We start from the raw sequence: 15,672 nt of genomic DNA on the forward strand, positions 1-15,672 counted from the left end.
TCCACCTCTCCCATCAACAAAATAAAGCCCGCACCGTTGGACACGATACAGGCTTATTCCGATAAAATATAGGCTAGGATTTCGATTGTGCAGGTGTAACACAATACAAACGGCTGGTTGCTTCAAAAATATGGCCTGGAGCAAGTGCAATCAACCCGATCTCCTCCGCAGGCAAGTCCGGACGATTCGGTGCATTGATCATGTTCATTTGCGGCTCAGGACAGATGAATTCCTTGTTCGCTTTGTTATTCCAGATCATCCAATGCTTATAGGCCGTGCCTACATCGTATACGAGAGTAGCGCCTGTCTTACTGTGTGTCAGCTCCATATAGTTGCGTCCATTTTGCGGAGCTACCGTGTAATGATTGTCCATCGATGCAAAATAGGGACTCACTCCCGTTGTCTTCAGCAATTCCTCTTCCGGTGACAATGGCTGGAACTGTCCTGTGGCTAACAACCGCTCCGTCAACTCGCGACGCTCACCGATGGTAACCTTAATTTTGTAGTCTTCCGGCGAACTCTCCGGTACGAATGGAACCCGAATTGCCGTGTGAAAGGCATACAGGTTTGGAATCGGCTGATCACCCTCGTTGTGGATCACATAACGCTGATGCAGTCCAAATTCGTCCAGGCTGTATGTTAGCTTGATGGTAAAGGTGAACGGCAAATAGCGGAACATGGGATGTCCTTCCCTCACACGCTGATTCATTACCACATAGCTGCCTTGTTCTCCAGATCCGTAGTCCTCAACCTCCCACCGGACGGTGTGTAAAAAACCGTGCAAATGGTTGTGGGTCGCCGTTTCATTGATGGGCAGTTCATATGTAACTCCATTCCACAGGAATTTGCCATCCTCATACCGATTCGGAGGATACAGGAAAGGAATCCCATAGACTGACGGACTTTGTTTAAAAGCCTCTATGCTGTCAGCTTCTGGCTCGCGGAGAAATGAATATCCTGTCTCATTGTCACGAAAAGAAATCAGATTTGCGCCGTTTCCCGGCAGGGCTACCGCTTCATAACGCCCGAATTTAAGGCGAATCGCCGGTATTCCATAATAAAGGTCACCAATTGCAGCATGCTGATGTGTCATCAAAAATCCTCCTTGATGAATGACGATGGTTAATGAAAGCGTTAGCTTTTGGCTTGACTATACCATGCTGAGCAAAAAAATTCCATGCCAACCCAAAAAAACGATGCCCCGTAAGGCATCGTCCTTTCCACGTCACTACACATAGCGCCCCTGCTTGGGTACAGCCGTGTGCTCAAAGTCCTCCGCCAGTCGTTCCAACTGGGTCGTCAGCTCATTACCCTGCATGTAGTGACCGTGTCCCGTAACAGCAATCTCCGGCTTTAAACCGGACAGCAGTTCCACTGACCGCTGCGCAGCCTGCCAATCTGTCGTAAAATATGCAGGCGGACCGTGTACTTCTTTTTCCTGTAAAATAACTGCCAGCGCCGATTCCTGTTTTACTGTAATAAAAGCATCTCCAGCTACCAGCAACCGTCTGCGTTCATGAAAAAGCGATATGTGACCCGGCGTATGTCCAGGTGTATGCAGCCACTTCCACCCAGGCGCACCGGGCACACGGCCATCCTCAGGCAGACGGGTAATGCGATCATCCAGATCAATGGCATCATTGGGATATAAAAAGGAAACGCTCGACAGCAGACCTCCACCCACACTGGGATCAGGTTGTTGGTAATCCTTCATCCCCGTCAAGTAAGGAAGCTCCAGCGAGTGCGCATACACAGGGGTACCCCAATGCTGAACCAGTTCAATGACTGATCCCACATGATCAAAATGCCCATGAGTGAGCACAATAGCAACGGGAGGGCCAGCGAACCGTTCCTCAGCCAAGCGAATAATCGAGTCTGTAAACCCCGCCATCCCCGTATCCACCAGTACCCAGGATCGACTTCCCGGCTCCCCGATAAAACACACATTTACAAACAGCGTCCGTAAGCTCAGAAGATCGGGAGCAGCCTCTTCATTTGCTGTCATTCCTTCGGTGAACAGATGATTTGCCAAACCGTCATCCTCCCCATTCACATGGAATTTGCTGTCATTATCGACCTATAGGCTTCCCCCATGTCGGCAGATTATGCGGACACTGCTAAATATAATCCGCTTGTCACGAAAATAGACCATGTTTACATTACTCAGGTAATTTACTCCATGCCGCATCAAGCAAATAATCAAACAAATCATCGTTCTCTTCAATCCATGCATCCATACGCAGCATCTCTTCCTCTACCCGTGGCTCCCCTGCAAAATGGAGACTGTAATCCCACTCCTTGCCCCTTTTGCTGTGGAACGTAATTTCGTATACAGAGGTCTGTCCATCAACTCCAAACACGACCTGACCCAAGTATGCACCATTCTCATCTCTAGTCATTTGTGCCTGCTGAATATGTACTTCCTGAGGTGCATTTTGATCCGTCATTCATCTATCCGCCCTTTCATTTTCGCCAAAATGTACCAAAATGGATTTGTGAACCTTTTCGTTACATTGTACAATATATAAGCCGTGTGTGGAATTTGCAAAAAAACTGCGCAGGCAACCCCGAGCCCTGTTAAGGGCCTTTTCGTGAAATGGAGGAAAGTTACATGTCAGATTTTCAACAAAAATTGCAAAAATATGCCGAGTTAGCTGTTCGGGTGGGGGCTAATGTCCAGCCTGGGCAAACACTCATCGTTCATGCTCCCATCCTGTCCGCTGAACTTGTGCGGCTTATTGTCAAATCCGCGTATACCGTCGGAGCCAAGCTGGTTAAGGTAAAATGGAGCGACGAAGCCATCACTCGCCTGCAATATGAACTGGCTCCTGATGAGACTTTTAATATTCCTCCCAAATGGTACGCGGCTGAAATGACCGAAGAGGTCGAGAACGGCGCAGCGGTACTGCATATCATAGCAGAAAATCCGGATTTACTTCAAGGTATCCCGTCCAGTCGCATTACTGCGGCTCAGCGTGTGCGTTCACATGAATTGCGCCAATACCGCGAACTTCAAATGGCCGACAAATTCAGTTGGGCTCTGATTGCTTACCCTTCCGAAGAATGGGCTGCCAAAGTATTCCCGAATCTGCCAGCTTCCGAACAAATAGATAAGCTGTGGGAAGCTATTTTCAGCACTGTGCGTGTGGATTTGGATAACCCGGTAGAAGCATGGAAAGAGCATTTGAAAACACTCTCCAGTAAATCAGATATTTTGAATGCCAAACGCTATAAAAAGCTGCATTATCTGGCCCCAGGTACCGATCTAACCATCGAATTGGCTAAAGATCACCTGTGGGTTGCAGCCGAAAGCGTCAATCAGCAAGGACATACCTTCGTAGCCAATATGCCTACCGAGGAAGTGTTTACTGCCCCGCTCAAAACCGGAGTGAATGGCAAAGTAAGCAGCACCAAACCGCTCAGCTACAGCGGAAATATTATCGGCAACTTTACGCTGACCTTTGAAAACGGACGTATTATCGATGTGCAGGCTGAAACAGGCTTGGAGACTCTTCAGCATCTCGTTGAAATGGATGAAGGCTCCCACTACTTGGGCGAAGTCGCTCTTGTACCTCACCAGTCCCCCATTTCGGATAAGAACATTTTGTTCTATAATACGTTGTTTGACGAAAATGCTTCCAACCATCTGGCCATCGGCAATGCCTATGCATTTAACCTCAAAGGCGGCAAGGACATGACTCAGGAGCAGTTGGCAGCCAACGGCCTGAATTCCAGTCTGACACACGTCGATTTTATGATCGGCTCAGGTGAAATGGACATTAACGGCGTCACCGAGGACGGTACCGAGGAACCCATCTTCCGCAAAGGAAACTGGGCAATCTAAAAAGACAAAAAAGGCTCACGCCGCTTTCATGCTTTCATGCGGAGGAGCCTTTTTTTTCTTCATTCAATGGGTTAGGTCACAAACGTTTTACAAATTACGAAGCCACTGATTTACTGAAATTCCAAAAACAATTTGTACCACGCTGATGATTAAAAAGACAATAAGGCAGCTTACGATTCTTCGATTCGTGGATTGGTGCATGGATAAAGAAGATTTTACATAAAACATGCTGCCCAATATCCCAAAACACAAACCAAAGATACCCGCAAACAGCCAGCCTATGACCAAGCTCACCACTACAAAAGCCCAACTCCAGCCGGGAACTTTAGACACGGGCACGTAAGGCTGATTGGAACCCAGATATACGCCATCCACGGCCAAATCCGCTTTGTTGCCGATGACGACAACATTTACAGCTTTATTCGTCAATCTGATGGGGAAATCGACCAAATTCAAAAAAGCATTCTGGCTTTTAACCTTCTGTACGCTTCCATTCACAATAATTTTCCCTCCGCCGAGGCTACGCTTGTACTCAATTTCATACTGAGTTCCATTATCTTCTACATTCCATTTTGCCATTGCTCTACTCCTCTCAAGTTTTAGGCTAGCCGTAGATATACTTCCGACATTTCCTAATTATGTACTGTAAAAATCATAACATAAGCTGCAAGTTAAATAATGGAAAAAGGCCGCTTGTTAGCGACCTCTTCGTGTATTTCATATTGTATTGGTGTTACTTCTTATGTCCAATTTTAGCTTTGTAAGCAAGAGAATACTGGTCAGCGGCTAAAATCGCATCCAGCACATCGTCCGCTGTTACTGCAAATGGCAGATTATGAGCAGTTTCGCCTTCTTTCGTCGCCGCCTGAGCTACACGGTACAGATCCTCGCGGGAGGCTTCCTGGAGCTTGACGTCCTCCAGCGTGACGGGCAGATCCAGCTTCAGATAAAAATCGATATACCGTTCCACCTCGGCCAAAGGTCTTTTTTCTAACGCAAGCTGTACCAAGGTACCGAAAGCCACCTTCTGACCATGCGTCAAATGATGAATATCCCCTTCTAGCACGGTAAAACCGTTGTGTATCGCATGTGCGCCTGCCAAGCCACCACTTTCGAATCCTAGTCCACTCAGCAGCGTATTGGCTTCTACCACTGCTTCAAGCGCAGGTGTAACCACTTTGCGCTTCACGGATTCATAAGCTTGCAGTCCGTAATCGAATAGAACCTCTTCGCACTTGGCCGCAATCGCTTCGGCTGCCAAGGTTGGCAAGCCACCAGCCATCGTTGTAGCCCGAGCCTCGATGACGGCACGAGCTTCAATCCATGTTGCCATCGCATCCGCAATGCCGGAAGAGAGGAACAATGGTGGTGCTTGGGAAATAACCTTTGTGTCGACCAGGATCAAGCTTGGATTTTTACTGAAAAAAGAATACGTATCAAATGCGCCCTCATCCGTGTACAAGACAGATAGCGCACTGGTTGGAGCATCCGTAGAGGCTGTCGTTGGAATAATCACAACCGAGGAACCTAGCACCTCATTAACCGCCTTGGCGGTATCCAGCGTCTTGCCGCCGCCTACACCAATGACAATATCGACATGCCCGCTTCGTCCCTGATCAGCAATCCGGTTCACTTCATTTTTGGACGCTTCCCCTTGAAATTCTACCTTTACCGAAGTAATCCCCGCCTGTTCCAGACTTTTCACTACCCGGTCGGCTGCGATACCCCATACCAGCTTGTCGGCAATAACCAGAGCAGTATGACCTAATGGCTTGACATATTCACCCGTTTTATCAATCACATTTTTCCCTTGCACATATTTACCCGGACTAATAAATACTTTTTCGCTCATCGTTCAACGCTCCCTTCCAAGTTTGTACAATTCCTATTATACAGCCGGAAGAGCACACATCTCAATTTCAAACCCCAGATCTTCAATCATTTGATGATCGGCTGTGACTTCTTGTCCATCTGTCGTTAAATAATCGCCTACGAAAATCGAATTGGCTGCATACAGGGATAAGGGTTGCAGTGTCCCCAAATTCAGCTCCCGTCCGCCTGCGACACGAATTTCCTTGGATGGACAAATGAACCGAAACAGCGCCAGTACCTTTAATGCTCTGATCGGAGATGTACGCTTTGCTCCTTCCAGCGGGGTTCCATGGATCGGATTCAAGAAATTGACTGGGATGGAGTCGGCACCGATTTCCCTTAACGCATAACCCATTTGGACGATTTCCTCATTCGTTTCCCCCATTCCGATAATCACGCCGGAGCATGGTGACATCCCGTGAGATTGAGCCATTTTAACCGTTTCGACACGTTGATCGTATGTATGTGTGGTTGTAATGGACGGATAGTTGGCCTTGCTCGTATTTAAATTGTGATTGTAACGATGGACTCCCGCCTCTGCCAACCGGCGGGCCTGATCTCCTTTGAGAATCCCCAGGCACGCACAAATTTTAAGTGGCATCGTACTGGTAATTTCCTGTACCGCCTCAATTACCTGATCCAACTCTCGATTCGTTGGGCCCTTGCCGGAAGCTACGATACAATATGTACCTGCTTTCCTCGCTAACGCTTCACGGGCTCCGGCCAGCAGAGACTCCTTGTCCAGCATACTGTATTTGCTGACAGGTGCCGTGGATACGATGGATTGTGAGCAATAGCCGCAATCCTCCGGGCACAGACCGCTTTTGGCATTCATAATCATGTTGAGCTTTACCTTTTTACCGTAAAAATGATGACGCACCCGAAATGCAGCTTGCATAATCGGTAAAATTTCCTCATCGTCCGCTTCCAGCACCGCCAACCCTTCTTCGAGTGTCACATTGCCGCCGTGGATCGCTTTCTCTGCCAGCGAGTACCAATCCGTAACCTCATTGGACCATTTCATACATTATACCTCCCTATTTTAAATGAACATGCTAATAGATACGTTACTCAGGAGAAATTCCCTTTTTAATTGTCAACCAAATAAAAATATAATAGGTTGACAATAATATAGCTCATCATATCAATTCATGTCTCATGTGTAAAGAAGCCAAAATCAAAAAAAGCGACCCTCTATCGTTCAAGGGTCGCTTCAAGAATAATTCAATTATAGAATGTCTACTCTTTTATCTGGTGAATCCTGATTTACGAGACTCCCGCTTCCTCCATAAGGACTGGCTGCTTCAACAGCCGGATACGTGAAATCCGCTTGTTCTCGATTTCTTCTACAACGAACAGACAACCTTCAAATTCTACAGACTGACCCGGCTGTGGGGGGATGACCTCAACATGCGAGTACAGCCAGCCCCCTACTGTATCATAATCCTCATGATCCAGATCCAGTCCAAAGCGATCATTCACTTCATCAATTAACAGCATACCGTCAATGGAAAATTCCTCGTCATTAATCTGCTCACAACCCGGACGCTCCTGATCGAACTCATCCTGAATTTCACCAACGATCTCTTCCATAATATCCTCCAGCGTTACCATACCTGAGGTACCACCGTATTCATCAATCAGAATCGCAATTTGTGTCTTGCTACGCTGCATGCGTTTGAGCAAATCACTAATTTGCGTAGATTCAGGAACGGCAAGAATCGGACGGATCATCGTACGGGTATCCAGTTTGTTCGCCCGCAGAAGATCCTTGATATGGATAAAGCCAATAATATGGTCCTTGTCCTCGGCGCAGATTGGATAACGGGTTCTCATGCTCTCCGTCGCAATCGCGAGATTTTCCTCTGTGGACTCATTGCTGTACAAACAGATCATCTCGGTACGCGGAATCATGATTTCCCTAGCGGTCGTGTCGGTAAAATCAAATATATTATCAACAAGCGCCAATTCCGTATTATCAATTAGTCCGCTCTTATTGCTTTCTTTCATCAGAATGCGTATTTCATCCCCCGTATGCGCGGAATCGTCATATTCGGATACCGGCTCCAGACGGAATAAACGCAGCAGGCTGTTCGCCATGCCATTCAACGCCCATATGAATGGATACATCAGCTTGTAAAACCAAGTCATCAGCATGGCCGAATACAGCGTAATGGTTTCAGCTTTACGAATGGCTATTGTTTTGGGCGCCAATTCACCCAGCACAATATGCAGAATCGTAATCACAATAAATGCAATGACCACAGCAGTACCATGTACATATACCGGTCCCAGCCCGGCGGCTGTAAATACAGGTTCGATCAAATGTGCAATGGCCGGTTCTCCGATCCACCCCAGTCCCAGCGAAGCCAGTGTAATGCCCAACTGGCAGGCAGACAGATAAGCGTCCAAATTGTGTAATATATTAGCGGCATATACGGCTTTTTTGTTGCCCGCCTCTACCAATGTGTCAATACGGCTGCTTCTGACTTTCACCATTGCAAATTCTGCAGATACAAAAAAACCGTTCAATAATACTAATGCAAAAACAATAAATAAGTTAAACATACTCGGTAAAGGGTCACTCAATATGCTCCCCATCAGCCGTCATTACGGCAGACAGGCGCACCTCCTTCGGATAATTTCATCATAAACAGAACGATAACACATCATAAGCAGCGTCAACTTCCCAACACATTCACTCCTTCCGGCTTTCACAAGCCATATTTTCGCATGAATGACGAAGCCATTCATCAGCTTATATTCAATTATATAGTTATACACTACACAGTCAATCCGCAAGGTATGTCAGAAAAATCGGCTAACGCGGTCATTTTGACCGGAAATCGCCATTTTCCGCCTCTTACCACAAGGGAAGCTACTATATTTGAGAAAGAATGTAAATAAAATAAATCCCCCGCCGTAAGGCAGAGGATTGGGGGATAAACTATATATATGAAGACATCAGCGAACCGGGGACGAGCCCGGATTACCCATGACGCCAGGATATTGGTACAGCAGCGGCTCATCAAAAGTTGCATAGTCCAGATTCACCATCAACAGAATGGTACGTCTTCCGGTAGAAGGATCACTGATAATAATGTGGTCACGACCAGCCGCTTCCAAAATACCCTTGAAAATTTTCGCGTTCCATTCCCGGTTATTTTCATAGGTCATATAAAAAGTACCCGTTTTGCCCAGATTCAGGCGCAAAATATTTTCAATATAAGATTGCTCATATTGTGGAGTCTGAGTCTGTACCACTGTGCCAGTCGGTGTCATTGCGCTACCACTATTGACTTGAGGGGGAAAGCCGCTCATGGGCTGCATAGTTCCCATTGGAGCCAACCTAGGCCATTCGGGAAACCCGCCGCCAGTAGGATAAGAGACAGGACGGTAAGCTTGTTGTGAAATCATGTTAATTCCTCCTAAAATGGTTTTAAATCATCCAAACTCATGTTGTTACGCATTAATAGACGGCAGGGCAATCCTGTACAGTCGGGCTAAAGAAGCAATGCGCTTTAAAACGCCCAGTGTTAGTCTGGTTATACCAGGTACCCGGACACTCTCCGGAAGGTCTGAAAAACCACAATGCATTCGAAGCCGGGCGGATTTTTTCCCCATTAATGATACGCCGGGCAAGACGAATGTCACGGTCACGGGCTCTTTGATAAAAGTACCCCTTTTGGGTAGCTTCAAATCCGCCGGGACTTTGAAACACCATGTCATTCATGAGGCGAATTCCCTGAAAATCCAGACAATTGGCCAAAATCCGATTAACACCGACATTGCCGACCATGAGCATTCCCTGCTCTCCTTCTCCTTCGGCCTCTGCCCGCATAAGCCGGGCGAGTGTCCTTACATCCTCTGAGTTGACATTAATAACAGCCAACGTCTCTCCTCCTTACTGCTCAATCATATATCGTATTGTATGGTACAAATGCCCAATGGGTGACAGCGACAGCGAAAAAAATAGACAAAAAAATAGCCCCGAAATTCGGGACTATCCTACAGTAACGTATCCTTATATGAAAATTAAGTTCGCCCCTGTTCAGCCTGACTTTCAGGGCTCATAAATCATTTTACGCGTCATCCCGCCGTCCACCACCAGATTTGTACCTGTTACAAAATCGTTGCCGGGTTGGGTTAAATACAGACACGCTCGTGCGATGTCGGCAGGGGTTCCTACTCGACCAGACGGATGCTGCTGATGGTCTTCGGGGCGCAGTTGTCCGTAATCCCCTGTCTCAATCCAGCCCGGACTAATACAGTTGACCCGGATGCCATCCTTTCCTAACGATATGGCCATCGCGTGTGTAAGGGCGGCAATGGCTCCTTTTGACGCTGCATAGGCTTCTGTATCCGGTTCTGACATGAAAGCCCGTGTCGAAGTCATGTTGACCACCGAGCCGCCTTCCGGATTGCGTTTCATCACCTTGGCCGCTTCTCGTGTCGCAATAAAGCAACTGCGTACATTCGTATTCAAAATGTCATCCCATTCCGCAACCGTTAAATCATACGGAGATTTCCATTTGAACACGCCTGCATTGTTAATCAGCGTATGAATGGTGCCATATTCCTCTTCCGTGGCACGGATCAGCGCAACAATATCTTCCTCCTTACGCACATCACAGGGAACAAAGATTGCCAGATGTCCTTCATTCCGTGCCGCAGCCGCAACAGCGGCCCCCTCTTCCCCATTGTGATCGGCAAATACGACCTTGGCACCCTTGCCAGCGTAGGCCAAAGCGACCTCTCTTCCGATTCCATGTGCCGCTCCTGTTACGATAACAACTTGTCCCTCAAATGACATGGCTTATTCCTCCTCTATATACTTCCCTAGTATATATGTACCAAAATGTGCTGCACAAGAAACAAGAACAGCCCCCTGGCCTGTTGTATTGCAGGGGGCTACCCATGAATGAACGGGAGAACGAGCTGCTGTCTACATTTTAACCTGTTCCAAGCTATAGCGATTAAGTCGCTGGAACCCGATGTACCGTGTACCCTGAAAGGTAAGCCGTCCCTCATCTCCCTCGGCACATTGACCATATTCTTCCCCGCTTACCTTGAACTCCATCCGGTCGCCACTCTCCACCTCGAAGGTTACATAATAGAAAGTATAGGTACGAGTCCCTTGCTCCTCCTGCCGCCTCTGTTGGAGATGCGTCCTTCTGGCCGTAATTCGGGAACCAACCGTCAATACAGGCTGCCTTTTATTCCGGCTCCATTCCATGACTTCCTTGCCCGCAGACAGTACGATAATACCTAACACGACTACGAAAAAAACGGGCAGCACCGTACCCAGCCAATCGAACATCCATAATGACTCAAATCCCATGCACCGCACTCCTCTCCGCCAGGCATTCCACAGGGAAACGGCCGGGCATCCTCACATGACCTAAGCTTTCTGTAATAGTATATGTACGTTCCTGCCCAAATTTGTTAGCAACCCTCAAGAACGCCAAGAGCCTCCACGGAATGATCCGGGAGGCTCAATATATGGCGATATCAGAATGGTGCATCTGTTTATACATGTACAAGCTGGAGATAACGTTGTGTCTCATCCAGAACTTCATTTTCTTCTGTTTCCGCATAACGCTCTGCACACTGCTTGCAATCCTCTTCAGTCGTGCAACCATAGGCATCCTGGCAAGTGTAACAAAATTGAAGGTAGTATTGAGTTAACATATGATCCTGATTCGTTCTCATGATTATCACTCCTATCGTTGTTTACAGGTTCAGTATAACAGCGACTCATCCGGTATATTGTGATTTTTTTCACATATTGTCATATAAAATTTAAGTTTTTTAAAAATAAAACGCCCTGTGCCTCTTCCCAGATCTGCATGACCTTTTTTTTGAGGACGTGCAAAATGAGGGGAAAAGCACAGGACAATCACCCTGGTGAAGGTTATAGGATCCTCCAGTTGACACCGCCATCCGTCGTTTTAAGTAACAGTGATTTCTTGTCATCCAATCGTTCCAAAAGCAGCCAACCTACCGTAGAAGAAGCAAAACGGAGCTTGACCGATCGCGGGTAATCCTTTAGCTTCGATGGCAGCACTTTGCTGACAATAAGGGTTGTCCACGTCTTGCCCCCGTCTATTGTTCGGCTCATTCCAGTTGGGGTTACGATCCACCCTTCCTTATCATTTAGAAAGGTGCGGCCGGGAATAATGGAGTTTCTTTTACTGCTTAGCCCCAAAGACACATTGTTCCATTGCGTGCCTGTATCAGCAGTAAACAGTCCGCTATATTTTGTGCCGCTATCCAAATAACAGAGAACAGGAATCCAGTACGAGGAACTACTTCCATTAAGAGACTGTGGAGCTTCGGATTTTGCTTGAGGACAACCATTCATTTTATTGGCTAACGGAGTCCAGGTCTTCCCTTGATTCGAAGTCTTATAAAGCTTAACACTGCTATCCAGATTAATCGTAACAAAACCCTGCTTGTTGCCATCAAAGCCCATTCCCGCCATGCTGCCCTGATCGGGTAAGCCCAAGCCTGACTCATTGGATGACATGCCGGAACTTTGCGCAACCTTCTGCCATGTGGCTCCTCCGTCAGTGGTATGATACAACAACTTTTGTTGATCCTGTTCATTCAGGTTTGTAGAAGCCATAATCCATCCAGTAGATGGATTTACATATTGAATCGCGCTCACATGTTCCCCGCTTGGAAGCGCTGAAATGTCCCAGCTCTGTCCCCCATCAGCGGTTCTGAGGATGACGGTTGCGGTTTTGTCCAGATTTTGACGGACAACCCAGCCGTGCCGGGAATCGGTAAAGCTAATATCCTTCCCATATTCAAGCTTGTCTTGAAATTGAACGTTTTCGGAAGGAGAAATATTATTCCAGGTCTTTCCGCCATCATGCGTATAATAGAGCCGAAGCTCATTACGAGTAACTCCCCAAACGAAACCTTTGGTATCATCAATCAGATGGAAATCAGCTATTCGTGTCTGAACTACATATTTGGCATTGGGATCGCCCACCTTCGGCGTCAATGGTGGATTAATAGTTATCGTTTGTCCCTGGTCATCCGGTTCCTCAATCTGAGGTTTGGTTACGGTTTCTGTAGGTTCGGAAGAACAGCCAGCCAGCAGAATGCCTGTTAGCAGCAATACTCCCCCTAGAAGCGCACGCCAGCGCAGTTTCATATAAAATCCTCCCTCGATGGCATGCGGTAATCCCGTGCCAAAAGCTTATCTGAAACAGAATTATACCATAAACGACCCTAAGTGACACTTTTCGCATGCTCATACCAAAAAGCCGGCCACCCTTCACATACGTGCAGGATGCCGGCTTTTTAACATTTATACCTATTAGGATTTACGATTTAACAAACTTTTGTGATATCCGTAGAAGAAATAAATCAGCAAACCCAGCAGAAGCCACACGAAAAATCCAATCCACGTGCTGATATGAAGCTGAAGCATCAAACCGACGCAAACCAGGGCACTCAAAAGCGGGAGCAACGGAACCCAAGGTACGTTAAAGCCTCTTTTCAAATCCGGACGTCTCTTCCGCAGAACGATCACCCCAACCGATACAACGGCAAAAGCGAACAGGGTTCCGATACTCGTCAGGTTCGTCAGTGCATGTAATGGAAAAAATCCACTAGCCAATGCAATGATGCTTCCGACCAGCCAGGTACTTCGGATGGGTGTTTGAGTTTTGGGATTGATTTTAGAAAAAAATATCGGTAACAGACCATCACGGGACATCGAGAAGATTAGCCGTGTCTGACCATACAACAGCACGAGTAAAACCGTGGTCATCCCGGCAATCGCACCGACAGAAATCAATCCTGCCGCAAAATCTTGATGAATAAAGCGCAAAGCAAACGCAACAGGATCATTTACCCCCAGCTGCGTATAAGGTACCATTCCAGTAAGTACAACCGAGACCGCTATATACAGCACTGTACAAATCGCAAGCGAGGAAATAATACCGATGGGCATATTCCGTTGCGGATTACGTACCTCCTCTGCTGCCGTTGAAATGGCATCGAAGCCCAAATAAGCAAAAAATATGATTGCCGCAGCACTCAAAACACCGGAAAAACCATAGGGGAGAAACGGTGTCCAGTTAGCAGGCTTAACATAAAAAATTCCGATTCCGATAAACAGCAGCACGACTCCGACTTTGACACAAACCATAATGAAATTAAATCGGACCGTTTCCTTGGCTCCGAGACTCAGCAACAGTGTGATCAACATAATGATACACACAGCAGGCAGGTCAATAATGGTTCCCTTGGCTGAATTGAAGGCTGCGGTTAGAGCCAGTGGTAAATGAATATCGAAGCCGGCTAGCAAGCCTTGAAAATAAGCAGACCAGCCACTACTCACAGAGGCAGCCGCCACCCCGTATTCCAGAATTAAGTCCCAGCCCAGCACCCAGGCCAGAATTTCCCCAAACACAATATAGCTATACGCATAAGCACTGCCAGCTGCGGGAACCGTAGATGAAAGCTCCGCATAGCACAGGGCTGCCAGCACGCAGGCAATTCCTGCAATAACAAAGGAAATCATCAGGCCAGGACCCGCATTTTCCGCTGCTGCCTTGCCTGTGATCACAAAAATCCCGGTACCGATGATACATCCTACACCCAGCATAGTCAGATCGAAGGCGCCCATCGTTCTCTTCAAGTGACCCGTCGTTCCGTTTTCCCCTTGCGGGAGCATCCCTGTCTTTTTTCGAAATAAGTCCATAATCATAATCCTCTTTCCATAATGTCCTACGCCAATATTGCTACTGCAACGCTTTAGTGTGTGTCCCTACCATTCGATTAATTATTAGCGAGTCTCTGTTTGAAGTCAAGGAGAAATGTCATATTTCTTTGCAGTGGAGGGCATATATACGGTAAACTAAGTTGGAAAGATAAAATTTGTATTATTAAAAAATGAAAAGGTATTCAACCCGAGAAGGAGATGAGGATTTTATGAGCTTAAAACCTTACAAACGAAGCAGAGTGGCCATTGTCGGCATGGGAGCGGTCGGTACAACGACCGGTTACACCCTCCTGCTACGCCAACGTATGTCAGAACTTGTCTTTATCGATGTAAACGTCAAAAAGGCGCAGGGGGAAATGCTCGATATGAACCACGGGCTTCCCTTTCTCGGCGGTGTCAAAGTGTGGGCAGGTGATTATGAAGACTGCCGTGATGCGGATATCATCATTGTTACAGCGGGCGCATCACAAAAGCCGGGAGAAACACGCATTGATTTGCTCAAGCGTAATGCCGAAATTTTTGAAAGCATTATTGATAATATCGTCAAGGTAAACACACACGGCATTTTGCTGATCGCAACCAATCCAGTGGACATTCTCTCCTACATTTCCTGGAAACGTAGTGGCTGGCCTTCGAGCAGAGTTATCGGTTCGGGAACGCTGCTGGACAGCGCACGCTTCCGTTATTTGATTGGTAAGCAAAAGGGCATTGACCCTCGCAGCATCCACGCCCATATTATTGGAGAACATGGCGACTCCGAACTGCCTGTATGGAGCACGGCCAACATCGCAGGAACTCCATTGGAGCTGGGCGAAGAAACGAAAAATGAGATTTTTGAAAACACCAAAAATGCAGCCTATGAAATTATAGATGCCAAAGGCGCGACTTCTTACGCCATCGGGCTAGCTCTCGACCGGATCGTAGCCGCCATTCTGGGAGACGAAGGATCGGTACTTAATGTGTCCACCTTGCTGGAAGATTATAACGGAGTGTCTGACGTTTATCTGGGTGTTCCAAGTATCGTAGATCACAACGGGGTACGTGAAATTTTGGATCTTCCACTGAATGACAAGGAACGTCAAGGGCTACACCAATCTGCGGACAAGCTGAAAGATCAAATCAGTAAACTCAACTTGTAGATGAACGAACTGAAATTGTAGACAAAAAGGGCCTCCACAGCGGCGAAAATACCGTTGAGAGGCCCTTTGATTAT

General features: G+C 47.1%; 16 protein-coding genes. 2 read left to right on the plus strand and 14 right to left on the minus strand.

Annotation, left to right across the window (positions count from 1 at the left end; genetic code table 11):
- Nucleotides 1-73: 73 nt before the first annotated feature.
- From AC0WRU_RS12610 to AC0WRU_RS12620, 3 genes are all read right to left on the minus strand, one after another.
- A complete protein-coding gene (locus AC0WRU_RS12610) occupies nt 74-1,093 on the minus strand; it encodes an aldose epimerase family protein (RefSeq protein ID WP_476124802.1) in 1,020 nt (339 codons plus the stop codon).
- Nucleotides 1,094-1,228: 135 nt separating this feature from the next.
- Nucleotides 1,229-2,032, minus strand: coding sequence for an MBL fold metallo-hydrolase (locus AC0WRU_RS12615; RefSeq protein ID WP_476124804.1), 804 nt, complete (start codon nt 2,030-2,032; stop codon nt 1,229-1,231).
- 127 nt (nt 2,033-2,159) lie between these two features.
- Complete coding sequence (locus AC0WRU_RS12620) at nt 2,160-2,447, minus strand: hypothetical protein (protein WP_025684284.1); 288 nt, start codon at nt 2,445-2,447, stop codon at nt 2,160-2,162.
- Between the two features lie 164 nt (nt 2,448-2,611).
- Here AC0WRU_RS12620 and AC0WRU_RS12625 point away from each other — a divergent pair, with 164 nt between their 5' ends.
- Nucleotides 2,612-3,844 (plus strand): aminopeptidase, encoded by a 1,233-nt coding sequence (locus AC0WRU_RS12625; RefSeq protein ID WP_476124806.1) that lies wholly within the window; start codon nt 2,612-2,614, stop codon nt 3,842-3,844.
- Nucleotides 3,845-3,931: 87 nt separating this feature from the next.
- On the opposite strand, the gene AC0WRU_RS12630 is transcribed toward AC0WRU_RS12625, so the two are convergent.
- The 11 genes from AC0WRU_RS12630 to AC0WRU_RS12680 all read right to left on the minus strand — a co-directional run bounded on the left by AC0WRU_RS12630 (nt 3,932) and on the right by AC0WRU_RS12680 (nt 14,438).
- Entirely contained in the window at nt 3,932-4,423 is a 492-nt protein-coding gene (locus AC0WRU_RS12630) for a hypothetical protein (protein WP_476124808.1), read from the minus strand.
- Nucleotides 4,424-4,577: 154 nt separating this feature from the next.
- Nucleotides 4,578-5,696, minus strand: coding sequence for a glycerol dehydrogenase (locus AC0WRU_RS12635; protein WP_476124810.1), 1,119 nt, complete (start codon nt 5,694-5,696; stop codon nt 4,578-4,580).
- Nucleotides 5,697-5,732: 36 nt separating this feature from the next.
- The gene (gene bioB, locus AC0WRU_RS12640) at nt 5,733-6,740 is read right to left on the minus strand and encodes a biotin synthase BioB (RefSeq protein WP_476124812.1); all 1,008 of its coding nucleotides are present in this window, start codon (nt 6,738-6,740) and stop codon (nt 5,733-5,735) included.
- Nucleotides 6,741-6,982: 242 nt separating this feature from the next.
- Nucleotides 6,983-8,284: a hemolysin family protein gene (locus AC0WRU_RS12645; RefSeq protein ID WP_189338290.1), complete on the minus strand. Its 1,302-nt coding sequence runs from the start codon at nt 8,282-8,284 to the stop codon at nt 6,983-6,985.
- Between the two features lie 396 nt (nt 8,285-8,680).
- A complete protein-coding gene (gene gerQ / locus AC0WRU_RS12650) occupies nt 8,681-9,133 on the minus strand; it encodes a spore coat protein GerQ (protein ID WP_476124814.1) in 453 nt (150 codons plus the stop codon).
- 52 nt (nt 9,134-9,185) lie between these two features.
- Complete coding sequence (locus AC0WRU_RS12655) at nt 9,186-9,608, minus strand: cell wall hydrolase (RefSeq protein ID WP_476124816.1); 423 nt, start codon at nt 9,606-9,608, stop codon at nt 9,186-9,188.
- A 171-nt stretch (nt 9,609-9,779) separates the two neighbouring features.
- On the minus strand, nt 9,780-10,529 hold the full coding sequence (locus AC0WRU_RS12660) for an SDR family NAD(P)-dependent oxidoreductase (RefSeq protein WP_025684291.1): 750 nt from the start codon (nt 10,527-10,529) through the stop codon (nt 9,780-9,782).
- A gap of 132 nt (nt 10,530-10,661) precedes the next feature.
- Nucleotides 10,662-11,057: a DUF2500 domain-containing protein gene (locus AC0WRU_RS12665; RefSeq protein WP_025684292.1), complete on the minus strand. Its 396-nt coding sequence runs from the start codon at nt 11,055-11,057 to the stop codon at nt 10,662-10,664.
- Nucleotides 11,058-11,245: 188 nt separating this feature from the next.
- Nucleotides 11,246-11,428 (minus strand): hypothetical protein, encoded by a 183-nt coding sequence (locus AC0WRU_RS12670; RefSeq protein WP_025684293.1) that lies wholly within the window; start codon nt 11,426-11,428, stop codon nt 11,246-11,248.
- 202 nt (nt 11,429-11,630) lie between these two features.
- Nucleotides 11,631-12,881: a YCF48-related protein gene (locus tag AC0WRU_RS12675; RefSeq protein ID WP_476124819.1), complete on the minus strand. Its 1,251-nt coding sequence runs from the start codon at nt 12,879-12,881 to the stop codon at nt 11,631-11,633.
- Between the two features lie 165 nt (nt 12,882-13,046).
- Nucleotides 13,047-14,438 (minus strand): amino acid permease, encoded by a 1,392-nt coding sequence (locus AC0WRU_RS12680; RefSeq protein WP_476124821.1) that lies wholly within the window; start codon nt 14,436-14,438, stop codon nt 13,047-13,049.
- A gap of 230 nt (nt 14,439-14,668) precedes the next feature.
- Here AC0WRU_RS12680 and AC0WRU_RS12685 point away from each other — a divergent pair, with 230 nt between their 5' ends.
- Complete coding sequence (locus AC0WRU_RS12685; RefSeq protein WP_476124823.1) at nt 14,669-15,598, plus strand: L-lactate dehydrogenase; 930 nt, start codon at nt 14,669-14,671, stop codon at nt 15,596-15,598.
- Nucleotides 15,599-15,672 lie beyond the last annotated feature (74 nt).

This window comes from Paenibacillus sp. 1-8 (assembly GCF_056316205.1).

Bases quoted from the DNA above. Each gene is read 5' to 3' on its own strand.
- AC0WRU_RS12625 (WP_476124806.1), top strand. From the start codon at position 2,612: ATGTCAGATTTTCAACAAAAATTGCAAAAATATGCCGAGTTAGCTGTT.
- AC0WRU_RS12620 (WP_025684284.1), bottom strand. From the start codon at position 2,447: ATGACGGATCAAAATGCACCTCAGGAAGTACATATTCAGCAGGCACAA.
- AC0WRU_RS12610 (WP_476124802.1), bottom strand. From the start codon at position 1,093: ATGACACATCAGCATGCTGCAATTGGTGACCTTTATTATGGAATACCG.
- AC0WRU_RS12645 (WP_189338290.1), bottom strand. From the start codon at position 8,284: ATGTTTAACTTATTTATTGTTTTTGCATTAGTATTATTGAACGGTTTT.
- AC0WRU_RS12635 (WP_476124810.1), bottom strand. From the start codon at position 5,696: ATGAGCGAAAAAGTATTTATTAGTCCGGGTAAATATGTGCAAGGGAAA.
- AC0WRU_RS12660 (WP_025684291.1), bottom strand. From the start codon at position 10,529: ATGTCATTTGAGGGACAAGTTGTTATCGTAACAGGAGCGGCACATGGA.
- AC0WRU_RS12630 (WP_476124808.1), bottom strand. From the start codon at position 4,423: ATGGCAAAATGGAATGTAGAAGATAATGGAACTCAGTATGAAATTGAG.
- AC0WRU_RS12665 (WP_025684292.1), bottom strand. From the start codon at position 11,057: ATGGGATTTGAGTCATTATGGATGTTCGATTGGCTGGGTACGGTGCTG.
- AC0WRU_RS12680 (WP_476124821.1), bottom strand. From the start codon at position 14,438: ATGGACTTATTTCGAAAAAAGACAGGGATGCTCCCGCAAGGGGAAAAC.
- AC0WRU_RS12675 (WP_476124819.1), bottom strand. From the start codon at position 12,881: ATGAAACTGCGCTGGCGTGCGCTTCTAGGGGGAGTATTGCTGCTAACA.
- AC0WRU_RS12670 (WP_025684293.1), bottom strand. From the start codon at position 11,428: ATGAGAACGAATCAGGATCATATGTTAACTCAATACTACCTTCAATTT.
- AC0WRU_RS12685 (WP_476124823.1), top strand. From the start codon at position 14,669: ATGAGCTTAAAACCTTACAAACGAAGCAGAGTGGCCATTGTCGGCATG.
- bioB (WP_476124812.1), bottom strand. From the start codon at position 6,740: ATGAAATGGTCCAATGAGGTTACGGATTGGTACTCGCTGGCAGAGAAA.
- gerQ (WP_476124814.1), bottom strand. From the start codon at position 9,133: ATGATTTCACAACAAGCTTACCGTCCTGTCTCTTATCCTACTGGCGGC.